This is a genomic window from Dysosmobacter sp. Marseille-Q4140, assembly GCA_018228705.1.
Lineage (GTDB): Bacteria > Bacillota > Clostridia > Oscillospirales > Oscillospiraceae > Oscillibacter.
Map to the genome: position 1 here is coordinate 1,750,519 of CP073694.1, position 24,589 is coordinate 1,775,107.

A 24,589-nucleotide genomic window follows, 5' to 3' on the forward strand; every position below is an offset into this window, starting at 1 on the left:
ACTCCGGTTTACCGGTGATACAGCTTCTTGGTCTCGTACCGGGGCTCGCAGCTGACGTTGATGCCCAGCCGCTTCAAGAGGGTCTCGTCCACCTCGCTGAGGATGACGGTGAAGTGGGCGTCGCAGCCCCGGAGCTTGGGCAGCTGCTGCTGGGCCAGCTCCGCCAGGGGATTGGTCAGGGCGGAGATGGTCAGGGCCATGAGCACCTCGTCGGTGTGGAGGCGGGGGTTCTTGTGGCCCAGGTATTCCGTTTTCAGCCGGCACACCGGCTCCAGCACCTGGGAAGAGATCAGCTCGAAGTGGTCGGCAATGCCGCCCAGGGCCTTCAGGGCGTTGAGCAGCATGGCGGAGGCGGCGCCCAGGGTGTCGGAGGTGCGGCCGGTGACCACCCGTCCGTCCGGCAGGACCATGGCGCCGGCGGGGCCGCCGGTGGCCTCGGCCTTGGTCAGCGCGGCGGACACCGCGGGACAGATCTCCGACGTCACGCCCGCCTGCTGCATCACCAGCTCCAGCTTGCGGACGGTGTTCTCCTCGCACTTGCCCTGGACGTGCTCCACACCGGCGGTGTAGTACCGGCGCAAAATCTCCATCCGGGAGGCGGCGCAGCACACCGCGTCGTCCACGATGCAGTTGCCGGCCATGTTGACGCCCATGTCCGTGGGAGACTGGTAGGGAGACTGGCCCTGGATCTTTTTAAAGATGGCGCTGAGCACCGGGAAGATCTCCACGTCCCGGTTGTAATTGACGGCGGTCTTGCCGTAGGCCTCCAGGTGGAAGGGGTCGATCATGTTCACGTCGTCCAGGTCCGCCGTGGCGGCCTCGTAGGCCAGGTTCACCGGGTGCTTGAGGGGCAGGTTCCAGATGGGGAAGGTCTCAAACTTGGCATAACCGGAGGAAATGCCCCGCTTGTAATCGTGGTAGAGCTGGCTCAGGCACGTGGCCATCTTGCCGCTGCCGGGGCCGGGGGCCGTCACCACCACCAGGGGCCGGCTGGTTTCCACGTAGTCGTTCTTGCCCAGGCCCTCATCGCTGACGATGTGGGCCACGTCCGAAGGATATCCGGCGATGGGATAGTGGCGGTAGCAGCGGATGCCCAGGGCCGTCAGGCGGCGCAAAAAGGCGTCCGCCGCCCCCTGGCCGCTGTAGCGGGTCAGCACCACGCTGCCCACGTACAGGTCCATGCCCCGGAAGCTGTCGATCAGCCGCAGCACGTCCTCATCGTAGGTGATTCCCAGGTCTCCCCGGACCTTGTTCTTTTCGATGTCCGCGGCGTTGATGGCGATGACGATCTCCACGTCCTCCCGCAGCTGCTGGAGCATCCGCACCTTGCTGTCCGGCTCAAAGCCCGGCAGGACCCGGGAGGCATGGTAATCGTCGAACAGCTTCCCGCCGAATTCCAGATACAGCTTGCCGCCGAACTGGGCGATCCGCCTGCGGATCTGCTCCGACTGCGTTTTGAGATATTGCTGATTGTCAAACCCAATGGCTGCCATAGACCCTCGACCTCTCTCTATCTTTTGTAAGCCGGCCCGGGGCCGGCGCTCAAACATGGGAGATATTATATCACATCCCCTCCCCCTTTGAAAAGGAAAAACCGCCGCGCACGGCGGGATTAGAAAAAATGATACTGGATATTACAAGTTTTTGCTTTACTTATGAAAGATCAACCTATATAATAACAAAGGTTAGGCTCCCTGCGCTTGAGATGCCTGACCGGAGGAACTGTTAAAATCAACCGGGAGGGTTTTGAAGTATGTCAAATTGCGCCATTGTTGGGATCAACTGGGGCGATGAGGGCAAGGGCCGCATGGTGGACCTGCTCACCGCCGACTATGATGTGGTGGTCCGGTATCAGGGCGGCGGCAACGCCGGCCACACCGTGGTCAACGAATTCGGGAAGTTTGCCCTTCACCTGCTGCCCTCCGGTATTTTCCGGCCCGGCGTGGTGAACATTCTGGGCAACGGCGTGGCGCTGGACTGCGAGAACCTGTGGAAGGAGATCTCCGAGATCACCGCCCAGGGCGTGTCCATTACGCCGGAGAATCTGAAAATCAGCGACCGGGCGTCGCTGCTGCTGCCCTGGCACCGGGATCTGGACGGTCTGGAGGAGGCCCGCCTGGCCGACAAGAAGTACGGCTCCACCAAGCAGGGCATCGCCCCCTTCTACTCCGACAAGTACCAGAAAAAGACCGTCCTGGCCGGTGAGCTGCTCTATCCCGACAAGCTCTGGGACCGGCTGGAGGGCATTCTGGAGTGGAAGAACCTGACCCTCACCAAGGTCTACGGCGCCAAGCCCTACACCATGGACGACCTCAAGGCCTGGGTGGCAGAGTTCGGCGAGAAGATCAAGCCCTTCATCTGCGACACCGGCGCCTTCTTGCGCAAGGCCAACAAGGACGGCAAGTCCATCCTCTTCGAGGCCCAGCTGGGCTCCCTGCGGGACCTGGATTACGGCATCTATCCCATGACCACCTCCTCCAACCCCATCGCCGCCTACGCCCCCGTTGGCTCCGGCTACCCGGAGGCCAAGATCGAGAAGGTCGTGGGCGTGGTGAAGGCCTACTCCTCCTGCGTGGGCGAGGGCCCCTTCACCTGCGAGTGGTTCGGCGAGGAGGCGGAGAAGCTCCGCGAGGCCGGCGGCGAGTACGGCGCCAAGACGGGCCGCCCCCGCCGGGTGGGCCCCATCGACATCGTGGCCACCCGGTACGGCATCCAGTGCCAGGGTGCCACCGACATCGCCCTGACCAAGCTGGACGTGCTCAGTTATATGGATGAAATCCCCATCTGCGATCAGTACGAGCTGAACGGACAGGTCACCGACGACTTCCCCTTCCCCACCCTGCTGCCCGACGCCAAGCCGGTGATGAAAACCATGCCCGGCTGGAAGTGCGACATCTCCGGCGTGCGCAGGTGGGAGGATCTGCCCCAGGCCGCCCGGGACTATGTGGAGTACGTGGAGCAGGCCATCGGATGCCGCATCACCTACGTGTCCGTGGGCGCGGAGCGGGAGGCCATCATCATCCGGTAATGATTGGAGGGGGAGCAGGCTCCCCCTCCAACTCGCCCACCACCAGTGACATCGGTCACTGGTGAACGCGCCCAAGGCGCTTGAGTCAAAGAGTTTTCGGCAGGCGCAGAAGGTGAATTGCCCCCTCAAGGGGCAAGAGAAGCCCCTCTGGAGGGTGTCCTGCCGAAAACAAATTCAACTTTCTTTCGCCTCCGGCGAAATGCAACGCACTCTCTGGAGGCACCCGACCGGGTGCCTCCTTACTTTTGAACACAAGAAAGGTGGATCTTTCCATGTCCAAAGACCGTTACGAGTCCCCCCTGGCATCCCGGTACGCCTCGGAGTACATGCTGCACCTGTTCTCCGCCGATATGCGCATCCAGACCTGGCGGCGGCTGTGGGTGGCTCTGGCCCGGGCGGAGCACGCCCTGGGCCTGCCCGTCACCGCGGAGCAGGTGGCAGAGCTGGAGGCCCACGTCACCGACATTGACTTCGACGCCGCCGCCCGCCGGGAGAAGGAGGTCCGCCACGACGTCATGGCCCACGTGTACGCCTACGGCCTGGCCGCCCCCTCCGCCGCCGGCATCATCCACCTGGGCGCCACCAGCTGCTATGTCACCGACAACGCGGACCTGGTACTCTACCGCGAGGGCCTGCGGTACCTGCGGGGAGAGCTGCTGTCCGTGATGGCGAACCTGGCCAAGTTCGCCCGGCAGTACAAGGCCACCCCCACCCTGGGCTACACCCACTATCAGCCCGCCCAGCTGGTGACCGTGGGCAAGCGGGCCACCCTCTGGATGCAGGACCTCGTCAGCGACCTGGAGGAGCTGGACTTCGTGCTGGAGAGCATCCCCTTCCTGGGCTGCCGGGGCACCACCGGCACCGAGGCCAGCTTTATGGACCTGTTCGAGGGCGACGGGGACAAGATCGACGAGATGAACCGGATGATCGCCGCCGAGTTCGGCTTCGACCGGTGCTTTGCGGTGTGCGGCCAGACCTACCCCCGGAAGATGGACAGCCGCATCCTCAACTGCCTTTCCTCCATCGCCCAGAGCTGCTACCGCATGGCAAACGACATCCGCCTGCTCCAGCACGACCGGCAGGTGGAGGAGCCCTTCGAGAAGAACCAGATTGGGTCCTCCGCCATGGCCTACAAGCGCAACCCCATGCGCTCCGAGCGGATCTGCTCCCTGTCCCGCTACCTGATGACCGACGCCCTGAACGCCCCCTTCACCGCCTGCGTCCAGTGGCTGGAACGGACGCTGGATGACTCCGCCATCCGCCGGATCTCTCTGCCGGAGGGCTTTCTCTGCGCCGACGCCATTTTGCGTCTTGCCCAGAACGTCACCGACGGGCTCCACGTCAACGAGAAGGTGGTGGAGGCCACCGTGCGGGAGTACCTGCCCTTCATCGCCACGGAGAACCTAATGATGGAGGCCGTCAAGCGGGGCGGCAACCGCCAGGAGCTCCACGAGATCATCCGCCAGTGCTCCATGGCCGCCACCGCCCGGATGAAGGAGGGCGAGAAGTGCGACCTGCTCTCCCGCCTGGCCGCCCAACCCGCCTTCGGCATGACCGAGGCGGAAATGGCGGCGGTGCTGACCCCCGCCGCCTACATCGGCCGCTGCCCGGAGCAGGTGGACGCCTTCCTCGCCCGGGTGGAGCCCCTGCTTGCCGGCGCCTCCGCGGAGAAGGCGGAGATCAACCTCTGAGTTCTCCCGTCCGTATGCCCGCCGGGAACGGCTGCTTTTCTCGGAAAGACAGCCGTCCCCGGCGGTTTTCGCCTATTTTTTGGAATTGGCAGAGAACTTTTTCATTTTGCAGCCGTTTCATTTTGTCGGATCTGTCATTGACAGCGGGCGGTCCGCGATGGTACACTCCATCCATAATTTCATTTTCGGCAAAGGCGTCGATGGAGAAAAGTACCGCGGACGTTCCGTTTCAGTGAGCGGGGGACAGTGGAAACCCCGTAACAAAGAATCCGTGGGAAGAACACTCCGTAGCTGCAATCTGAACGCGGGACCTCCGCCAGTAAGTGCGACGAGTTGTGATCGTTACCTCACACGGGCTTGTTGGAGCCTTGAAGGTGGTCCCCCTGGGGGACAAATTAGGTGGCACCGCGGATCGCAGCTATTCGTCCTAAAATTTTTAGGATGTAGCTGCGCTTTTTGTTTTTGGAGGTGCTGTTTATGTGTTCCATCATGGGTTTTTCCCGCAAGACCCTGACCCCCGAGGAGATCCGCCCTTATTTCGACCGCACCCTCTCCCGTGGCCCCGACATGTCCCGGATCGTGGAGACCCCCAACGGGTACCTGTGCTTCCACCGGCTGGCCATCATGGGATTGACCGAGGCGGGGATGCAGCCGTTCCAGCTGGGCGGGGACTATGTGGTGTGCAACGGCGAGCTCTACGGCTTCCGCCCCCTGAAGCGGCAGCTGGAGCAGCAGGGCTACACCTTCCGCAGCGGCAGCGACTGCGAGATCCTGCTGCCGCTTTGGCGGGAATACGGCCTGGAGATGTTCGCCCGGCTGGACGCAGAGTTCGCCCTGGTGCTCTACGACGGCGCCACCGGCTCCCTGGTGGCCGCCCGGGACCCCATCGGCATCCGCCCGCTGTACTACGGCTACGACCGCGCCGGGGCCATCGTGTTCGCCAGCGAGCCGAAAAACCTGGTAGGCCTGTGCCGCAAAGTCTTCCCCTTCCCTCCGGGCCACTACTACGCCCAGGGCAAGTTCGTCCGCTACGCCGACCCCGCCGCCGTGGCCGGGGACTATGTGACCGGCGATCTGGACACCATCTGCCGTGAGATCCGCAACCGGCTGATTGCCGCCGTGGATAAGCGGCTGGACGCCGACGCCCCCCTGGGCTTCCTGCTCTCCGGCGGGCTGGACTCCTCCCTGGTCTGCGCCATCAGCTCCGTCATTCTGGGCAAGAAGATCCGCACCTTCGCCATCGGCATGGACACCGACGCCATCGACCTCAAGTACGCCCGGGAAGCCGCCGACTTCATCGGCGCCGACCACACGGAGGTATACATGACCCGGGACGAGGTGATCGCCGCGCTGCCGGAGGTCATCAAGCTCTTAGGCACCTGGGACATCACCACCATCCGGGCCAGCATGGGCATGTACCTGTGCTGCAAGGCCATCCACCGGGATACCGACATCCGGGTGCTGCTGACCGGTGAGATCAGCGACGAGCTCTTCGGCTACAAGTACACGGACTTCGCCCCCAGCGCCGCCGCCTTCCAGCAGGAGGCCCAAAAGCGGATTTCCGAGCTGCACATGTACGACGTGCTGCGGGCGGACCGGTGCATCTCCGTCAACTCCCTGGAGGCCCGGGTCCCCTTCGGCGATCTGGACTTCGTGCGGTATGTCATGTCCATCGACCCGGCGCTGAAGATGAACACCTACCACATGGGCAAGTACCTGCTGCGCCGGGCCTTCGAGAAGGACCATCTGCTGCCGGAGGCCATCCTCTGGCGCCAGAAGGCCGCCTTCTCCGACGCCGTGGGCCACTCCATGGTGGACGATCTGAAGGCCTACGCCGAGCAGTACTACACCGACGCCCAGTTTGAGCAGCTCTCCCGGAAGTACGGCTACTGCCGGCCCTTTACCAAGGAGAGCCTGCTGTACCGGGAGCTGTTCGAGCAAGTTTACCCCGGCCAGGCGGCCATGATCCGGGACTTCTGGATGCCCAACCGGGCCTGGAAGGGCTGCGACGTGGCGGACCCCTCCGCCCGGGTGCTGTCCAATTACGGAGCCAGCGGCCTGTAAGAGGCTGATTTTCGGAAGTATTACCTATTGCGTTCCGGCGATTTTATGATAGGATACCATTAGAACAATAGGAGGAATCAACTATGAGTACCACTCTGAAGCTTCCCGAGCTGTTCGGCAGCCTGGTTTTCAACGAGGAGACCATGAAGGAGCGCCTGTCCACCGCGTCCTACCGGGCGTGGAAGAAGTGCATCGTGGACGGCACCTCCCTGGACATCTCCACCGCCAATGAGATCGCCGAGGCCATGAAGCAGTGGGCCGTGGAAAAGGGCGCCACCCACTACACCCACTGGTTCCAGCCCATGACCGGCGTCACCGCGGAGAAGCACGACAGCTTCATCTCCCCCGTGGGCGGCGGCAAGATCATCATGGAGTTCTCCGGCAAGGAGCTGGTCCGGGGCGAGCCCGACGCCTCCTCCTTCCCCTCCGGCGGTCTGCGGGCCACCTTTGAGGCCCGGGGCTACACCGCCTGGGACCCCACCTCCTTCGCCTTTATCAAGGAGGGGAGCCTGTGCATCCCCACCATTTTCTGCTCCTACTCCGGTCAGGCCCTGGACAAAAAGACCCCTCTCCTGCGATCCATGGATGAGCTGAGCCGCCAGGCCATCCGGATCCTGCGGCTCTTCGGCGACACGGAGACCAAGCGGGTCACCGCTCAGGTGGGCCCCGAGCAGGAGTACTTCCTCATCGACAAGGAGCTCTACAAGCAGCGCCAGGACCTGCGCTTTTGCGGCCGGACCCTCTTCGGCGCCAAGCCCCCCAAGGGCCAGGAGCTGGAGGACCACTACTTCGGCGCCATCCGCCCCCGGGTGGCCGCCTACATGAAGGACCTGGACGAGACGCTGTGGGCCCTGGGCGTGCTCAGCAAGACCAAGCACAACGAGGTGGCTCCCTCTCAGCACGAGATGGCCCCCATTTACTCCGACGCCAACAGCGCCTGCGACCAGAACCAGCTGGCCATGGAGGTCATGAAGAAGGTGGCCGACCGCCACGGTCTGGTGTGCCTGCTCCATGAAAAGCCCTTTGCCGGCGTCAACGGCTCCGGCAAGCACGACAACTGGTCCATATCCACCGACACCGGCAAGAACCTCTTCAAGCCCGGCTCCACCCCCCGGCAGAACGCCCAGTTCCTGCTGTTCCTGGCGGCCTTTGTCAAGGGCGTGGACGACTATCAGGACTTCCTGCGGGCCACCGTGGCCTTCCCGGGCAATGACCACCGCCTGGGCGCCCAGGAGGCGCCGCCGGCTGTGCTGTCCATCTTCCTGGGCGACGAGCTGGGCGCGGTGGTGGAGTCCATCATCCACGGCACGGAGTTCAAGGAGGCCGGCAACCGGACCCTGGAGATCGGCGTCGACGTACTTCCCGCCATCCGCAGCGACAACACCGACCGCAACCGCACCTCCCCCATGGCCTTCACTGGCAACAAGTTCGAGTTCCGGATGCTGGGCTCCTCCCAGTCCATCTCCGGCCCCAACATCGCCCTGAACACCATCATGGCCGAGCAGCTCCAGCAGTTCGCCGACGAGCTGGAGAAGTCCCAGGACTTCCAGGCGGATCTGCAGAAGCTGATCAAGCGGGTCTTTACGGAGCACCGGCGCATCATCTTCAACGGCAACGGCTACGACGACGCCTGGATCGCCGAGGCGGAGAAGCGGGGCCTTTCCAACCTGGTGTCCACCGTGGACGCCCTGCCCGCCTATACCGCGCCCAAGAACGTGGCGCTGTTCACCAAGCACGGCATCTACACCAAGGAGGAGATCGCCGCCCGGGCGGAGATCCACATGGAGAATTACACCACCGTCATCTCCATCGAGGCCAACACCATGGCGGACATGATCCGGCATCAGATCCTCCCCGCCGTGTCCCGGTACGGCGCGGACCTGTGCCGCCGGGCTTCGGAGAAGAGTTCCTGCGGCGTCAGCTGCCAGTTCGAAAAGGACACCGCCGCCAAGGTCGGCGCCCTGACCGATGCCCTGGCCGACGCCTGCGGCCGGCTGGAGCAGGCCGTGGCCCAAGTGCCCGCCGAGACCGTGCGGGCCATGGTCTACTGCCACGAGACCATCATCCCCCTGATGGCCGAGGCCCGGGCCGCCGCCGACAAGCTGGAAACGCTGACCGACGCCTCCTACTGGCCCTTCCCCGTGTACAGCGATCTGATGTTCTACGTCTGATCCCGCAATATCCGCAACAGGGCCCCGGCCGAATGGCCGGGGCCCTCAGCGTGTCGAAAAGACGGTTTCGACACGCTGAGCAAGTTTTTTGACCCTTCAAAAAGGCTCAAAAAACGGATGATTGAAAACGAGAGGAACCCCTCCTGGGTTCCTCTCGCAGCTCTCTTCCTTCCCGCCGCGCAAGTTTTTCCCTTTTCCGGCAGACTTCAGGGCCCCGGCCATTTGGCCGGGGCCCTGTCTGATCTGATTTTCTATGGAACCGGAGCTCGCCGCCTTACAGCAGCGCCTCGAAAAACAATGCCGCCACGGCGGTGATGATGCCGCACATGCCGATGGCCAGGCCGCTCATGGCCCCCTCGGTCTCGCCCATCTCCAGAGCCTTGGCAGTGCCCATGGCGTGGCTGCACGCGCCGATGCCCAATCCCACCGCCACCGGATCCTTCACCCGGAACAGCTTCACCAGGAAGGGGGCCGTCAGGTTCCCCAGGATACCGGTGACGATCACCGCCGCCACGGTGATGGAGACGATGCCGCCGTGGCCCTCGGACACCGCGGTGGCGATGGGGGTGGTCACGGACTTGGGCAGCAGGGAGGCGGTCATGGCCGCGTCCAGGCCGAACATCCGGCACATGACCAGGATGCTGCCCACGGACACCACCACGCCGGTCAGGCACCCCACCAGCACCGGCAGCCAGTTGCGCCTGAGCAGGTCCTTTTTGGCGTAGACCGTCACCGCCATACAGGCAGTGGCGGGCCCCAGGAACATATTGATGACGCTGCCGCCCTCGTAATAGGCCTCATAGGGGATATGGAACAGCGTCAGCACCGCGATCAGCAGCGCCACGGAGACGATCATGTTGTTGCAGATCACCAGGCCCGTCCGCTTCTGAGCCTGGACGCCCAGCCAGTAGGCCAGCACCGTCAAGGCGATGCCGAAGAAGGGGGACTCCAACAGTGCGCTCATCCCTGCTCCTCCTCTCTCCGGCCCATCAGCCGGACGGTGAGCCGCACGGCGGCCACGGTGGCGCCGTAGGTCAGCACCATGGATACCACGCAGATGGTGAAGAAGGCGGCAGCGTTCTCCCAGATGATCCCGGCGTAATTCATGATGCTGACGGACACCGGCACAAAGAAAAAGCCCAGGTTCCCCAGCAGAAAGTCCGCCTTCTCCCGGATATGGTCCACTTTGATGACCCGGGTCAGCAGCAGCAACAGCAACAGCAGCAGGCTGATGACGCTGGCGGGAAAGGGGATCGGCAGCACCTGTTCGATGCACTGGCTCACCCAGTACAGTCCGAACACCACGCCGATCTGCAGCAGGATTTTCATGGGTACTCCACTCCTTTTTGCGGTCATTTTCTCCCATTCTACGGACCCGGTCCCGGGAAGTCAAACACAACGGCGTCCCCCTCCCCCACTTTTGGCAAAAGACAACAAGACCGCCTCCGGCACGGGAGGCGGTCTTGTCCACTTTTTTACAGGTTCTTTACAGCGGCAGCCAGCTCCGCCCGGAAGTCCGGGTGGGCGATGGCGATGAGGGCCCGGGCACGCTCCAGAGCGCTCTTGTACTTCAGGTCCGCCACGCCGTACTCTGTCACCACGTACTGCACCCAGGTCCGGGGCGTGGTGACCACGCTGCCGGAAGCCAGCTGCGGCACGATCTTGGAGTGGAGCTGTCCGGCCTTGTCTTTGTAGCTGGAGCGCAGGGCCAGGATGCTCTTGCCCCCCGGGGACCACTGAGAGCCGATGACCCACTCCAGCTGACCGCCGGTGCCGGAGTACTGACGGCTGCCCACGGTCTCGGCGTTGGCCTGGCCGGTCAAGTCGATCTCCAGTACGTTGTTGATGGACACCACATTGCGGTTTTGAGCGATGACCCGGGAGTCGTTGACGAAGTCGATCTCCTTCTGGCAGAAGGCAGCGTTTTCCCGGGCAAAGTCCCACAGGGACTGTCCCCCCACCAGATGGGCACAGACGGTGCGGCCGGTGCAGACCTCCTTGCGGCTGTTGTTCACCACCCCGGCCTTCATCAGCTCCATGATGCCGGTGCTCAGCACCTCTGTCTGCACTCCCAGGTCCCGCTTCCCGGCATAGACCAGATTCTCTCCGACCGCGTTGGCCAGGCCCCCCAGGCCCAGCTGCAGGCAGGCACCGTCAGGTACCATGTCAGCGATGTATCCGGCGATGCGCCGGTCCGCCTCATTGCCGGGGACGGCGGCAGTCTCCACCAGAGGGCCGGAGGTCTCGATGATGCCGTCCACCTCCGAGACGTGGAGCTTGGTGTGGAAGGGCCCGTCACTTTCGATATAGGGCATGTCGGAATGGACCTCCGCCAGCACCAGCTCGCACTGCTCCAGAAGCCGCCGGTTCAGACAGGTGCCCCAGATGGACCGGCTCATCCAGCCGTTCTCATCCGGCGGCGAGCAGGTGAGCACTGCCGCCCGGGGATGCCGGGAGAGAAGCCAATCCGGCGTCTGGCTCAGATGGGTGGGCACATAGTGGACGTTGCCCATAGGGGCCAGCGTCCGCTCCACGCCGAAAAAGTTGGTGTTATAGGTCACATGGTCCGCGCACTCCGGTGTCAGAAGCCGGGTGCCCGCGGGAATGAAGTGGGCGTCCACCTCAACGTGACCCCCCTGTGTCCGCAGGCGCTCAGCCAGGGCGGCGTCCAGCTCCCGGGGCCAGTTGGCCATGGCGGAAAAGGCCAGCACGTCCCCGTCCCGGATCAGGGCGGCGGCCTCCGCCCCGGTCATTTGAAGGGCCCGATATTGCTCCCGCCAGGTGCCGCGGCCGGCGCAGCGGCCCCGGCGGCGGGGCCTCAACTCTTCCATGATACATCCTTTCCGCCGGGCGTCCCGGCTGTCTGATTTTCACATGCCTGCTCATTTTAACCCATATCCTGACATTTCTGCAACAGTTTTGCCCGAATTTTGCGGATTTTTTTCATATTTTCCCTTGCATCCCGCCCTATGAGCGTGCTATACTGTGCCCGTTGAAGTACTTTCTGGAGGTGCCGCCTTGCAAAAACGCAGCCACAAGCTCCTGGCCTCCTCTCTCCTGGAGAGCGTGGATGGTTTCCGGGCCCGGCGATTCGAACTCGCCTTTCTCTTTGGTTCCTTTCAGCCGGACTGCAACCCCCTGACCTATCTCAAGGGTTCCATCCGGGCCTACAAGTTCCGGGGACATAACTATTCCAACTCCCGCCGGTACATCGAGCGGCGTATCCGCCGCCTCCAGGCCCGCCGCCGCTGGACCATGTGGCAGTATTATACCCTGGGCAAGCTCACCCACTACCTGGCCGACGCCTTCACCTATCCCCATAACGAGCACTACCCCGACCCGCTCCTGTGCCACCACCAGTACGAGACGGACCTGCGGGCCTACCTTCAGGAGTACCTGGCGGAGCGGACGGTGCGGCGCAAGCAGTTCCGGGCCAACGTGGCCGAGTCCATTGCCCAGCTCCACGACTATTACCGCCAGTCCGCCGCCGATCAGCGGATGGACGTCCAGTTCATTCTGGAGGCCACCAGCCTGCTCATGGCCGGCTGCCTGCCCGGCGCGGCGCTGGCCCCGGCGCAGGTCCAGCAGGCTGCCTAATCAGCCCAGCCGGGCAGAATTGGATTTTGTAGGAATTTACAGTTTCCATTTCTTTTGGGAAGTGTTATGCTTTAAACATCTAAAGACCAGTGAGGACAACGCCATGACCATGATCGCCCGCGCAGCCGAATACCGCTACTTTAGCTTTACCTACTTTTACGGTAAGGCTTATTTCGGTTTGGCTGAACACGTGGGCGCGTAACAAGGGCATTGTCAGAAACTGTCAGTGCATCACGACCCGCAGCCGGACCGGCTGCGGGTCTTTTTTCATTCCGATCCCATTGATACATTGTATTTGTTTAGGAGGAAACACACCATGATCGTCGTACTGAAACACAACCCCAACCGTGACCAGCTGGAGAGCCTGATCGCCTGGCTCCAGGAGAAGGGCATCACCATCCACACCAGCATCGGCGAGGCCCACACCATCCTGGGCCTGGTGGGCGACACCTCTGCTCTGGACATTGACCTGATCGCCGCGCTGGACATCGTGGAGGACGTCAAGCGGGTCCAGGAGCCCTACAAGAACGCCAACCGCAAGTTCCACCCGGAGGACACCGTGGTGAAGGTTGGCGATACCCAGATCGGCGGCGGCACGTTGACCATCATGGCCGGTCCCTGCTCCGTGGAGAGCGAGGAGCAGGTGGTGGCCATCGCCAAGGCCGTGAAGGCCAGCGGCGCCACCATGCTGCGGGGCGGCGCCTTCAAGCCCCGCACCTCCCCCTACTCCTTCCAGGGCCTGGGCGCCACGGGTCTGGAGTATCTGAAGGTGGCCCGGCAGGAGACGGGCCTGCCCATCGTGACCGAGCTGATGGACCTGAGCCAGCTGCCGTTGTTCAAGGACGTGGACGTCATCCAGATCGGCGCCCGGAACATGCAGAACTTTGACCTTCTCAAGGCCGTGGGCCATCAGGACAAGCCCGTCATGATCAAGCGGGGCATGTCCGCCACCTATGAGGAGTGGCTTATGAGCGCCGAGTACGTCATGGCCGGCGGCAATGAGAACGTCATCCTCTGCGAGCGGGGCATCCGCACCTTCGAGAGCTACACCCGCAACACGCTGGACCTGGCCGCCATTCCCGTGCTGCGCAAGCTGACCCACCTGCCCATCATCATCGATCCCAGCCATGCCACCGGCAAGAGCTGGCTGGTGGAGCCCCTGGCCCTGGGCGCCGTGGCCACCGGCGCCGACGGCCTCCAGATCGAGGTCCACAACGACCCGGCCCACGCCCTGTGCGACGGTCCTCAGTCCCTGCGGCCCGAGGTGTTCGATCCCCTGGCCAAGAAGCTTTTGAAGCTTCACGCCACCATGAAGGAACTGGAGGGATAAGCCATGAAAGTCGGCATCGTCGGCCTGGGCCTCATCGGCGGGTCCATGGCCAAGAGCATCAAGACCCGCACCGCCCACACGGTCTACGGCATCGACCTAGACCACGAGACCATGACCATGGCCCGGATGTGCGGCGCCATCGATGCGTCCCTGACGGATGAGAATCTGCCCGCGTGCGACCTGGTGCTGGTGGCCATCCGGCCCGGCGCCGCCGTGGCGTGGGTTCAGGCCCACGCGGACAAGATCGCCAAGAGCGCCATCCTGGTGGACCTGTGCGGCGTCAAGCGCACGGTGGTGGAGGCCCTGGCCCCCATCGCCGAGGCCCACGGCTTCGCCTACATCGGGGGCCACCCCATGGCGGGCAAAGAGCGGGGCGGCTTCACCGCCGCCAGCGACGACCTGTACGTGGGCGCGTCCATGATCCTGACCCCCGACAAGCGGACGGACATGATGCTGCTGGAGACGCTGAAGGCCTTCTTCCTGGACATCGGCTTCGCCGGGCTCACCTTCTCCACCCCGGAAGAGCACGACCGCATCATCGCCTTCACCTCCCAGCTGGCCCATATCACCTCCAGCGCCTACGTCAAGTCCCCGGAGGCCCAGAAGCGCCGCGGCTTCTCCGCCGGCAGCTTCCAGGACATGACCCGTGTGGCCCGGCTGGACGAGGACATGTGGACGGAGCTGTTTCTGGACGATGCCGACTACCTCACCGGCGAGCTGGAGGTGCTGATCCGGCACCTGACCGAGTATCTGGACGCCCTGAAAGCCGGAGACGCCGACGCCCTGCGGCGGCTCCTGCGGGAGGGCCGGGAGAAAAAGGCCACCGCCGGCGGCAACTGACCCCACAAGAATGAGAAAGGGAGTTTTCCCATGGCTGATACCATCCAAGTGATCCCCGTGGGCACGGTCCCGCCCTATCAGGTGACCATCGGACCGGGCCTGCTGGCCCAGTGCGGCAGGCGTCTGCGGGACGTGCTGCCCCCCTGCCGCGCCGCGGTCGTCGCCGACACCACCGTGGCGCCCCTGTACCTCCGCACCGTCACGGAGAGCCTGCGCCAGGCGGAGTTCGCCGTCAGCACCCTTACCTTCCCGGCGGGGGAGGCCCGGAAGAACCTCTCCACCCTGTCGGACATCCTGGACTTCCTGGCCCGGGAGCATCTGACCCGGACCGACTGCGTGGTGGCCCTGGGCGGCGGCGTGGCGGGCGACATGGCGGGCTTCGCCGCCGCCGTGTACCTGCGGGGCATCCGGTACGTCCAGATCCCCACCACCCTGCTGGCCGCCGTGGACTCCTCCGTGGGCGGCAAGACCGCCATCGATCTGGCCGCCGGAAAGAACCTGGCCGGGGCCTTCCTCCAGCCCGCCGCGGTGCTCTGCGACACGGACTGCCTGTGCACGCTGCCCGCCGACGTCTTTGCCGACGGCGCCGCCGAGGCCATCAAGACCGGGGTCCTGTGCGACGAGTCCCTCTTCGCCCTCTTCGAAGACGGCACCCTCACCGCCGACCCGGCGGCCGTCATCGCCCGGTGCGTCACCTACAAGGCCGGCGTGGTGGAGCGGGACGAGAAGGAGCAGGGAGAGCGGAAGCTCTTAAACCTGGGCCACACCGTGGGCCACGCCATTGAAAAGTGCAGCCAGTACGCCATTCCCCACGGCCACGCCGTGGCGGCGGGCCTGGCCGTCATCGCCCGGTCCGCCGAGCGTCTGGGCTGGACCGACGGCCCCATCGCCGGCCGCATCGCCGCATGTCTGACGAAAAACGGCCTGCCCACGGGCACGGCCTATCCGCCCCAGGCCCTGGCGGAGGCGGCCCTGGCCGACAAGAAGCGCGCCGGCGGTGAGATCACCCTGGTGATCCCCCGACGCATCGGAAACTGCGGCCTGCGGAAGATGCCGGTGGAGGACCTGCTGCCGGTGATCCAGGCGGGATGGGAGGCGTAAATGGACCTTCAGATCACTCCGAAAAAGCTCTCCGGCACCGTGACGCCCCCGCCCAGCAAATCCCAGGCCCACCGGCTGGCGATCGCCGCCGTCCTGTCGAACGGAATCAGCACCGTCCGGGGCGTGGCCATGAGCCAGGACGTGGAGGCCACCCTCCGGTGCCTGACGGCCCTGGGCGGCCGCTGGCGGGAGACCGCCCCCGGCGTGCTGGAGATCACCGGCACCGGCGGCCGCCGGACCGGGGCGGACCTGCCCCTGCTGGACTGCGGGGAGAGCGGCTCCACCCTGCGCTTCTTCATCCCCATCGCCCTGGCGGCGACGGGCGGCGGCGTGTTCACCGGCCGCGGCCGGCTCATGGAGCGGCCCCAGGGCCCCTACTTTGACCTGTTCCGGGAAAAGGGCATCTTTTTTGAGCGGAAGGACGGCGTCCTCACCGTCCGGGGCCGGCTGACTCCGGGGGAGTACCGCCTGGCGGGCAACGTCTCCAGCCAGTTCTTCACCGGCCTTCTGTTCGCCCTGCCCCTGCTGGAGGGGGACTCCGTTCTGATCCCCACCACGCGCCTGGAGAGCGTGGGCTACATCAACATGACCCGGGAGGCCATGGCGCTGGCCGGTGTCCGCACCCAGTGGCGGGAGGGCAACACCCTGTTCATCCCCGGGAACCAGCGCTACCAGCCCCTTGAGGCGGCGGTGGAGGCCGACTGGTCCCAGGCGGCCTTCTGGTACGCCGCCCAGGGCCTGGGCAACGCCGTGACCATTGCGGGATTGAACCCCAAATCCATCCAGGGGGACCGGGTCATGGCCAGCTTTGCCGAAATGCTGCGGGGCGAGCCTCTGCATGGCGTCACGGCGCCCATCTGGGGGCCCGCCTCCGCCGCGCCCGCACGGCCGGATCGGCAGATCCCGGCGCGGCCCGGCTGGTCCACTCCCTGCGTTGGCAGCGTCAGCCTGCCCCTCACCCACTGCCCGGACCTGGCGCCGCCGCTTGCGGCCTGGGGCGCCTTGCTCAACGGGGACCTCTATCTCAAGGACGCCGGGCGGCTGCGGATCAAGGAGAGCGACCGGCTGGCCACCATCACCGCCGCCCTGCGGGCCCTGGGGGCCGACGTGACCGAGGAGCCGGAGCGGCTCATCATCATCGGAAAGCCCTCCCTGCCCGGCGGCACCGTGGACTGCGCGGGCGACCACCGCATCGCCATGATGGCGGCCATCGCCGCCACCGGCTGCACGGGCCCGGTGACGCTGCTGGGCGCGGAGTGCGTGAAAAAATCCTACCCGGATTTCTGGGAGGTCTACCAATCCCTGGGAGGTGAGATCCATGTCCTCTGAGTTCGGACACCTTTTGAAGATCAGCGTATTCGGCCAGTCCCACGGAACGGCCATCGGCGTGGTGGTGGACGGCCTGCCCGCGGGCGAGGCCGTGGACCTCACCGAGCTGCAAACCTTCCTGGACCGGCGGAAACCGGGGAAGAACCCCCTCTCCACCGCCCGGAAGGAGGCCGACGCACCCACGTTCTTATCGGGTCTTGAAAACGGGATGACCTGCGGCGCGCCGCTGTGCGCCGTCATCCAAAACGGCGACCAGCACTCCGGGGACTACGCCGGGCTCACCGACACTCCCCGCCCCGGCCACGCGGACTACACCGCCGCCGTGAAGTGGGGCGGCCACGCGGACATGCGGGGCGGCGGCCACTTCTCCGGCCGGCTGACGGCGCCCCTTTGCATCGCGGGCGGCATCGCCAAGCAGATCCTGGCCCGCCGGGGCGTTTTCGTGGGCGCCCACTTAAAAGAAGTGGCCGGGATCCCCGACGCGCCCTTCCCCCTGCGTCCCTCGGCGGAGCTGTTTCAGGAGGTGGCCGCCAAGGCCTTCCCGGTGCTGGACGACGGCGCCGGAGAGCGGATGCGGGCCGCCATCCTGGCGGCCCGGGAGGACCTGGACTCCGTGGGCGGCATCGTGGAGTGCGCCGCCACCGGCCTGCCCGCCGGGCTGGGAGATCCCATGTTCGACGGGGTGGAGAACCGCCTGGCGGCGGCCCTCTTCGGCATCCCCGCCGTGAAGGGGCTGGAGTTCGGCGCGGGCTTTGACGCCGCCCGGCTCCGGGGCTCCGAGAACAACGACCCCTTTGTCCTGGACCACGGCGCTGTGGCTGCGGAGTCCAACCGGGCCGGGGGCATCCTGGGAGGCATCACCACCGGGATGCCGCTCCTTCTGCGGGCGGCCTTCAAGCCAACGCCGTCCATCGCCCGGCCGCAAAGGACCGTGCGGCTGTCCACCACGGAGGAAACCGATCTGGAGATCCGGGGCCGTCACGACCCCTGCATCGCCCACCGGGCCGTCCCGGTGGTGGAGGCGGTCACCGCCGCCGTGCTGTTAGATTTATTATTGGAGGGTAATCATGGAACTTTCTGAGATCCGCACGAAAATCGACGCCGTGGACGACCAGCTGCTGGAGCTGTTCCTCCAGCGGATGCAGCTGTCCGACGAAGTGGCCGCCTACAAGAACGAGCACCGTCTGCCCATCCTCAACAAGCAGCGGGAGCGGGAGATCCTGGCCAAGGTCACGGAGAAGTCCGGCGACAAGGAGCGCTACGCCTACCATCTCTTCTCCACCCTCTTTGAGCTGGCCCGGTCCCGGCAGGCGGAGCTGATCGACGCCCCCACCCATGTGGAGGCCCAGGTGAAGGCCTCCCTGGCCGCCGGCGGCGAGGTGTTCCCCCAGACGGGCCTGGTGGCCTGCCAGGGCGTGGAGGGCGCCAACTCCCAGGTGGCCTGCGACCGCATCCTGCCCCGGGGCAACATCGTCTACGTCAAGACCTTCCAGGCCGTGGCCTCCGCCGTGGAGTCGGGCCTGTGCAAATTCGGCGTTCTGCCCATCGAGAACAGCTCCAACGGCTCCGTGAGAGCGGTCTACGAGCTGCTCCAGGACCACAAGCTGTCCGTGGTGCGCTCCACCCGCCTGTGCATCCGCCACGAGCTGCTGGCCCTGCCCGGCGCCAAGCTCTCCGACATCACGGAAATCTACTCCCACGAGCAGGCCATCGGCCAGTGCAGCCGCTTCCTGACAGGCCTCAACGGCGTGCGGGTGGTGCCCTGTGACAACACCGCCGCAGCCGCCCAAATGGTGGCCGAGCGGGGCGACAAGCACGTGGCCGCTATCTCCTCCCACCCCTGCGCCGCCCTGTACGGCCTGGAGTGCCTGAAGGACGACATCCAGGACAGCGACAACAACTACACCCGCTTTTTCTGCGTGGCCAAGGACCCGGTGATCTACGCCGGCGCCAACCGCATCAGCCTCATCATCGCCTGTGAGAACAAGCCCGGTGCCCTGTACGACATCCTCTCCAAGCTGGCGGCCCTGGGCATCAACATGACCAAGCTGGAGTCCTGCCCCGTCACGGGCCGGAACTTCGAGTTCATCTTCTTCCTGGAGCTGGAGGCCTCCGTCCACGAGCCCGGCGTCCTGCCCATGCTGGAGGAGCTGGAGCGCAGCTGCCAGAGCTTCCAGTTCCTGGGCAGCTACGCGGAAGTGTGACATGGGGGAGCGTGTCTACGGCCTTCTGGGCCGGAAGCTGGGCCACAGCTGGTCCGTCCCCATCCACGAAGCCCTGGGCTGTGAGGGCTACCGCCTCATTGAGCTGGAGCCGGAGGAACTGGCCCCCTTCCTCCGCCGGGCGGACATCGGCGGCCTGAACGTCACCATCCCCTACAAGCGGGACGTGATGCCCCTGTGCGGTGAGATCGACCCCGCCGCCGCGGACATCGGCAGCGTCAACACCATCGTCCGGGGGGCGGACGGCGTCCTCCGGGGCTACAACACTGACATCGACGGCTTCATCTACATGGCCCGGCGGGCGGGCATCACGCTGGCCGGAAAAAAGGTGGTCGTTTTGGGCACCGGCGGCGCATCCCTGACCGCCCAGGCGGCGGCCCGGCGGGCGGGAGCCCGGGAGATCGCGGTGATCTCCCGCTCCGGGCCGGATAACTACGGCAACCTCCACCGCCACGCCGACGCGGAGGTCCTGGTGAACACCACGCCGGTGGGCATGTACCCGGGCAACGGCGCCGCGCCCGTGGACCTCACGGCCTTTCCCCAGTGCCGGGGCGTGCTGGACGTGGTCTACAACCCCCGGCGCACCGCCCTGCTGCTCCAGGCGGAGGAACTGGGCATCCCCTGCTGCGACGGCCTGCCCATGCTGGTGGCCCAGGCCAAGCGGGCGGAGGAACACTTTACCGGCCGGGCCATCCCCGACAGCGAGAACGAGCGCATCCTCAGCCAGCTGCGCCGGGAGATGGGCAACATCGTCCTGATCGGCATGCCCGGCTGCGGCAAATCCACCGTGGGGCGGCTGCTGGCGGACCTGACGGGCCGGGAGGCCGTGGACATCGACCAGCAGATCGCCCTGCGGGCGGGCTGCTCCATCCCGGAGATCTTCGCCCGGGGCGGGGAGGCGGAATTCCGCGCGCTGGAGCGGGAGGAGACGGCCAGGGCCGGGGCCCTGACCGGAAAGATCCTCCTGACCGGCGGCGGCGCCGTTAAGACGCCGGCAAACTACGGCGCTCTGCGGCAGAACGGCCGCATCTACCACCTGCTGCGGGACCTGGGGACCCTGCCCACCGACGGGCGGCCCCTGTCCCAGGGGGCGGACCTTCAAGCCATGTGGCGGCAGCGGGAGCCGCTGTACCGGCGGTTCCGGGATGTGACCATGGACAACAGCGGCCCGGCGGAGGACACCGCCGCCGCCATCTGGAGGGATTTTTGTGAACATTCTGGTGATTAACGGCCCCAACATGAACATGCTGGGCATCCGCCAGCCCAAGATCTACGGCCGGGAGAGCTACGAGGACCTGTGCGCCATGATCCGGGCGGAGGCGGAGCGGCTGGGCGTGAGCGTCTCCTTCTTCCAGTCCAACCACGAGGGGGCCCTGGTGGACGCCATCCAGCAGGCCTATTTCGACCATGTGGACGGCATCATCATCAACCCGGCGGCCTACACCCACACCAGCGTGGCGCTGCTGGACGCGGTGAAGGCCGTGGGCATCCCCACGGTGGAGGTCCACGTCTCCGACCCCGACGGGCGGGAGGACTTCCGCCGCGTCTCCTACATCCGCTCCGCCTGCGTGGCTACTATCAAGGGCAAGGGCCTGCCCGGCTATCTGGAGGCCCTGCGGCTGCTGTGGGAGCGGCAGGGACAATCGTGACGCCGTTTCCCGGGAAAACAGAAAAAAGGACTGCCGCTTGCGCGGCAGTCCTTTTTTTGTGGCAATGTTTCCGGTCGTAGGAAGGACCGTGTTTATTTCGCAGCCTTGCTGCTGTACTGCTTGGAGATGGTGGCAACGCCCTCGATGGCCAGAACCACGGCCAGGATCACCAGCAGCACGCCCACGATGGCCTGGACATAGGGACCCCAGTCGGCGCCGCCGGCGGAGATCAGAGCGATCTGGCTCTTGGTGTTCAGGATCAGGGAGGCGATGGTGACCACCAGCATGAAGGCCATGGGGATCAGGAACATCTTGTTGTTCTTGCCGATGCGGCCCAGCCAGGTGGCGACAGCCAGCAGGCCCAGGGCGGCCAGCAGCTGGTTGGCGGAGCCGAACAGAGCCCAGATCTTCTCGTAGCCGTTCATGCCCAGAGCGATGCCCAGCACCACGGTGATGATGGTGGCGACATAGGGATTGGCCAGGACCTTCTTGTAGCCGGTGACGTTCTCCGGGGTCTCGCCCTTGGAGCCGTCCAGCCAGAACTCCTGGAACATGAACCGGGCCAGACGGGTGGCGGTGTCCAGAGAGGTCAGGCAGAAAGCGGAGTAGGTCAGCACCAGCAGGGTGTACAGGATGTCATAGGCAGCGCCGCGGCTGGGATCGATCATGCCGGCGATACCGCCGCCGAAGATGGCAGTGGCACCGGTCAGAGCGGCGTCGGGGTTGGCGGCGTTCCAGCTGTATGCATAGGCGACGGCGCACAGGGTCAGGATGGCCAGCACGCACTCCAGCAGCATGCCGCCGTAGGCGATGGGCTTCGCGTCGGTCTCTTTATCCAGCTGCTTGGAGGTGGTGCCGGAGGAGACCAGGGAGTGGAAGCCGGAGATGGCGCCGCAGGCGATGGTGGTGAACAGCACCGGGAACACCGGGGAAGTGGCGTTCTCAGACTGCAGGACGGGCAGGCTGTCCATGCTGGGATGAGCCATGAACACGGCGACCACAGCCAGGGCCAGCATGGCGTACAGCAGGAAGGAGCTCAGGTAGTCACGGGGCTGCAGCAGGATCCACACGGGGGTGACGGAGGCGATGACGATGTACAGGCCCACGATCCACATCCAGGTGCTGGTGGACAGGTACAGGGGGTGGAAGTTCATGCCGATGGCAATGATGGCCACGATGGCCAGCACGCCGATGACAGAGGCCACGCCCATGGGGGCGTTCCGGCGATAAACCAGGAAGCCGAAGATGATGGCGATGACGATGAACAGGATGGAGACCATGGCCACGCGCGCCTGGCTGGTGGAGGCGGCCACGTTGACAGCGCCGGTCTCATCGAAGGTGGCGCCGAAGGTGCCGGCCACGATGGAGGCAAAGGCGGCGACCACCAGGATCAGGGTCAGGTAGGCGAAGATGATGAACAGACGCTTGGCGCGCTTGCTCATGTTGGCGGAGATGATCTCACCGATGGACCGGCCGCCGTGGCGGACGGAGGCCACCAGGGCGCCGAAGTCATGGACGCCGCCGAAGAAGATGCCGCCGATGACGATCCACAGCGCGCAGGCCAGCCAGCCGAAGCCGAAGCCCGCGGCGCTGATGGGGCCGGTGATGGGGCCGGCGCCGGCGATGGAAGAGAAGTGGTGGCCCATCAGGATGGGGGCCTTTGCGGGGACGTAGTCAATGCCGTCCTCCATGGTGTGTGCGGGGGTTTGCTCGTCGTTCTCACCCACGCCCCACTGCTTGCACAGCCAGCGGCCATAGAACACATAGCCCAGCAGCAGAATGGCGACGCAGATGATCAGAAGTACCAAACCGTTCATTGATGCTTTCTCCCTTCTTAGTTTGCCTTTTTGGCGAAATTGTTTTCCAGTGTCCTGCGCGCTTCCTTCCCGGCTGGATTGGACAGGAAGCTGACCGTGGAACATTCCATTGCCGCAATGCGATACTCCATCCAGCCGTGGAGCATCAGCCGATAGGTTTTCCGGAGCCGGGTCTTTTTCAGGATCTCCTTGGCCTCCGGATCGATGGTGTCCGCCAGGATCACCAGCGCCACAAAGGAGCACATATGCTCCTTATGGGGCCGGACCCGGGCGAGCCCCGCCTTCTGGGACAGCGCGATCTGCTCCCGCAGGGCCGCGGCGTCCAGATGCTCGGTCACGTAGAAGTAGACGTACTCATGCTGCTCCATGGCGTAATAGATATGCTCCTTGGTCAGCAGGCGGTTTTCGTCCCGCAGAAAGAATTCCGCCGCGGCCGGGAACCGGCCGCCGTCCACCTCCACATCCCTTTCCACCTCGTAGTGGTAGGAATAGGCGTCCAGCAGTTTATCCAGGCGCTCCTGTAAAGTCATTTCCATGAGTTCTCCTTTTGCGTGATCTTTTCCCGTAACCGCTCATCGGGAAACATTATACACTGATGTTCAGATTTTGTTAAGAGGGTTCCGTAAAATTTGTGTACAATTTGTGAACAACCCCTTATAAATTGTTCATTTCAGACAGGCCGCAGAGCAAATCCCCCAAACCGAAAGCGATTCTTACCGAAAATTTAACAGTTTCTTTATGCAAAACGTCCATATCTTTTCGCGTGCTAAATATCTCGCCCCTTCCCTCCTTTGCAGCAAAAAAAGACGTCTGTTTCTGTAAACAGACGTCTTTTTTGAATATTTATCAATTAATTTATTCCTGGAGCGTATTGATCAGATGCTTCATATGGATGCTCATGGCGTGACGGGCTCCCGCCTCGTCCCGCTTCATCAGAAAGTCCATAATGATCCGGTTGTCGCTGAGGGCGATATTCTGCATATGCTGACGGTTTTCCGTGATTTGCAGGATCTCGTTGACTGCACTGTTAATGATGGGATACAGCCGTCTCATATATTCGTTGTGGGAGGCCTTGATGATGGCCCAGTGGAACTCCTGGTCCGCCAGGGGCCAGTCGCCGCCCTCGGCGGCGATCCGCTCCACCCGGTCGGCCTTCCGGGCGATCTGGCGCAGCTCCTCGTCGGTGGCCCGCTGGCAGGCCAGCGCCACCGTGGCCGGTTCAAAGATCAGCCGCATCTCAAAGAGGTCCTTGGCCCGGACCCGGGACCGCACTCCGGCCAGGGCCGTCATATCCAGCCCCACGGCGGGCAGCTCCTCCGACACATAGGTGCCCTTGCCCCGGCGGATCTCCAGGATCCCCTGAGCAACCAAAAAGGAGATCGCCTCCCGCAGGGTGGTGCGGCTGACATCCAGCCGCCGGCTCAGATCGTTCTCATTGGGCAGTTTGCTGCCGGGGGCGTACTGGCGCTCCTCCACGATCATCTCGTACAGGCGGTCCGCCGTCTGCTCCGACAGCTTGACTTTTCGTTTTTCCTCCATACCGTTCCCTCCACAGCCGGACCGGGGCCCGGTTCTCCGCAGGCGCCGCCGGAGCCCGGCCGCGGCGGCGGCATTTTCTCTTTCCAGGCAATGTCCCTTGACATCACATCTCAATTGGAGTACAATGACATCATACAACAGAAAAAGAAATAATACAACCCCCTATTTTCTGACAACCGTCTGCGAGGTGATTTATTTTTGACTGCTGCGA

General features: G+C 64.5%; 20 protein-coding genes and 1 other annotated feature. Of the genes, 13 read left to right on the forward strand and 7 right to left on the reverse strand.

Features of this window, described 5'->3' with window-relative positions; genetic code table 11:
* Positions 1–8: 8 nt before the first annotated feature.
* Complete coding sequence (locus KFE19_08865; protein QUO36550.1) at positions 9–1,493, reverse strand: DUF1846 domain-containing protein; 1,485 nt, start codon at positions 1,491–1,493, stop codon at positions 9–11.
* Between the two features lie 260 nt (positions 1,494–1,753).
* Here KFE19_08865 and KFE19_08870 point away from each other — a divergent pair, with 260 nt between their 5' ends.
* The 4 genes from KFE19_08870 to KFE19_08885 all read left to right on the forward strand — a co-directional run bounded on the left by KFE19_08870 (position 1,754) and on the right by KFE19_08885 (position 8,954).
* A complete protein-coding gene (locus KFE19_08870; protein ID QUO36551.1) occupies positions 1,754–3,028 on the forward strand; it encodes an adenylosuccinate synthase in 1,275 nt (424 codons plus the stop codon).
* A 272-nt stretch (positions 3,029–3,300) separates the two neighbouring features.
* Positions 3,301–4,719, forward strand: coding sequence for an adenylosuccinate lyase (locus KFE19_08875; GenBank protein ID QUO36552.1), 1,419 nt, complete (start codon positions 3,301–3,303; stop codon positions 4,717–4,719).
* A gap of 188 nt (positions 4,720–4,907) precedes the next feature.
* Positions 4,908–5,152, forward strand: a binding site (T-box leader).
* Positions 5,153–5,196: 44 nt separating this feature from the next.
* Positions 5,197–6,783 carry an asparagine synthase B gene (gene asnB, locus KFE19_08880; protein ID QUO36553.1) on the forward strand — a complete coding sequence of 529 codons (1,587 nt, stop codon included), beginning with the start codon at positions 5,197–5,199 and terminating at the stop codon, positions 6,781–6,783.
* 83 nt (positions 6,784–6,866) lie between these two features.
* Positions 6,867–8,954, forward strand: coding sequence for a glutamine synthetase III (locus tag KFE19_08885; GenBank protein QUO36554.1), 2,088 nt, complete (start codon positions 6,867–6,869; stop codon positions 8,952–8,954).
* Positions 8,955–9,228: 274 nt separating this feature from the next.
* On the opposite strand, the gene KFE19_08890 is transcribed toward KFE19_08885, so the two are convergent.
* The 3 genes from KFE19_08890 to KFE19_08900 all read right to left on the reverse strand — a co-directional run bounded on the left by KFE19_08890 (position 9,229) and on the right by KFE19_08900 (position 11,785).
* The gene (locus KFE19_08890; protein ID QUO36555.1) at positions 9,229–9,918 is read right to left on the reverse strand and encodes an LrgB family protein; all 690 of its coding nucleotides are present in this window, start codon (positions 9,916–9,918) and stop codon (positions 9,229–9,231) included.
* Positions 9,915–10,283 carry a CidA/LrgA family protein gene (locus KFE19_08895; protein QUO36556.1) on the reverse strand — a complete coding sequence of 123 codons (369 nt, stop codon included), beginning with the start codon at positions 10,281–10,283 and terminating at the stop codon, positions 9,915–9,917. The genes KFE19_08890 and KFE19_08895 overlap by 4 nt, the downstream gene beginning before the upstream one ends.
* Before the next feature lie 146 nt (positions 10,284–10,429).
* A complete protein-coding gene (locus KFE19_08900; GenBank protein QUO36557.1) occupies positions 10,430–11,785 on the reverse strand; it encodes a hypothetical protein in 1,356 nt (451 codons plus the stop codon).
* 187 nt (positions 11,786–11,972) lie between these two features.
* Between KFE19_08900 and KFE19_08905 the strand changes: the two genes are divergently transcribed.
* The 9 genes from KFE19_08905 to aroQ all read left to right on the forward strand — a co-directional run bounded on the left by KFE19_08905 (position 11,973) and on the right by aroQ (position 21,022).
* On the forward strand, positions 11,973–12,551 hold the full coding sequence (locus tag KFE19_08905; GenBank protein QUO36558.1) for a zinc dependent phospholipase C family protein: 579 nt from the start codon (positions 11,973–11,975) through the stop codon (positions 12,549–12,551).
* A 316-nt stretch (positions 12,552–12,867) separates the two neighbouring features.
* Positions 12,868–13,881 carry a 3-deoxy-7-phosphoheptulonate synthase gene (gene aroF / locus KFE19_08910; GenBank protein QUO36559.1) on the forward strand — a complete coding sequence of 338 codons (1,014 nt, stop codon included), beginning with the start codon at positions 12,868–12,870 and terminating at the stop codon, positions 13,879–13,881.
* Between the two features lie 3 nt (positions 13,882–13,884).
* Positions 13,885–14,721 carry a prephenate dehydrogenase gene (locus KFE19_08915; protein QUO36560.1) on the forward strand — a complete coding sequence of 279 codons (837 nt, stop codon included), beginning with the start codon at positions 13,885–13,887 and terminating at the stop codon, positions 14,719–14,721.
* Positions 14,722–14,751: 30 nt separating this feature from the next.
* A complete protein-coding gene (gene aroB, locus KFE19_08920; GenBank protein ID QUO36561.1) occupies positions 14,752–15,822 on the forward strand; it encodes a 3-dehydroquinate synthase in 1,071 nt (356 codons plus the stop codon).
* A complete protein-coding gene (locus KFE19_08925) occupies positions 15,823–17,151 on the forward strand; it encodes a 3-phosphoshikimate 1-carboxyvinyltransferase (protein ID QUO36562.1) in 1,329 nt (442 codons plus the stop codon).
* The gene (gene aroC / locus KFE19_08930; GenBank protein ID QUO36563.1) at positions 17,141–18,232 is read left to right on the forward strand and encodes a chorismate synthase; all 1,092 of its coding nucleotides are present in this window, start codon (positions 17,141–17,143) and stop codon (positions 18,230–18,232) included. Before KFE19_08925 ends, aroC begins: the two co-directional genes overlap by 11 nt.
* Positions 18,219–19,355, forward strand: coding sequence for a chorismate mutase (locus tag KFE19_08935; GenBank protein QUO36564.1), 1,137 nt, complete (start codon positions 18,219–18,221; stop codon positions 19,353–19,355). The genes aroC and KFE19_08935 overlap by 14 nt, the downstream gene beginning before the upstream one ends.
* 1 nt (position 19,356) lies before the next feature.
* Entirely contained in the window at positions 19,357–20,601 is a 1,245-nt protein-coding gene (locus KFE19_08940; protein QUO36565.1) for a shikimate kinase, read from the forward strand.
* Entirely contained in the window at positions 20,582–21,022 is a 441-nt protein-coding gene (gene aroQ, locus KFE19_08945) for a type II 3-dehydroquinate dehydratase (protein ID QUO36566.1), read from the forward strand. Before KFE19_08940 ends, aroQ begins: the two co-directional genes overlap by 20 nt.
* Positions 21,023–21,114: 92 nt before the next feature.
* On the opposite strand, the gene KFE19_08950 is transcribed toward aroQ, so the two are convergent.
* The 3 genes from KFE19_08950 to KFE19_08960 form a co-directional block, all read right to left on the reverse strand.
* Positions 21,115–22,839 (reverse strand): carbon starvation protein A, encoded by a 1,725-nt coding sequence (locus KFE19_08950; GenBank protein ID QUO36567.1) that lies wholly within the window; start codon positions 22,837–22,839, stop codon positions 21,115–21,117.
* A 17-nt stretch (positions 22,840–22,856) separates the two neighbouring features.
* Entirely contained in the window at positions 22,857–23,369 is a 513-nt protein-coding gene (locus tag KFE19_08955) for a hypothetical protein (GenBank protein ID QUO39577.1), read from the reverse strand.
* A 325-nt stretch (positions 23,370–23,694) separates the two neighbouring features.
* Positions 23,695–24,378 (reverse strand): FadR family transcriptional regulator, encoded by a 684-nt coding sequence (locus KFE19_08960; protein ID QUO36568.1) that lies wholly within the window; start codon positions 24,376–24,378, stop codon positions 23,695–23,697.
* Positions 24,379–24,589: the final 211 nt, after the last annotated feature.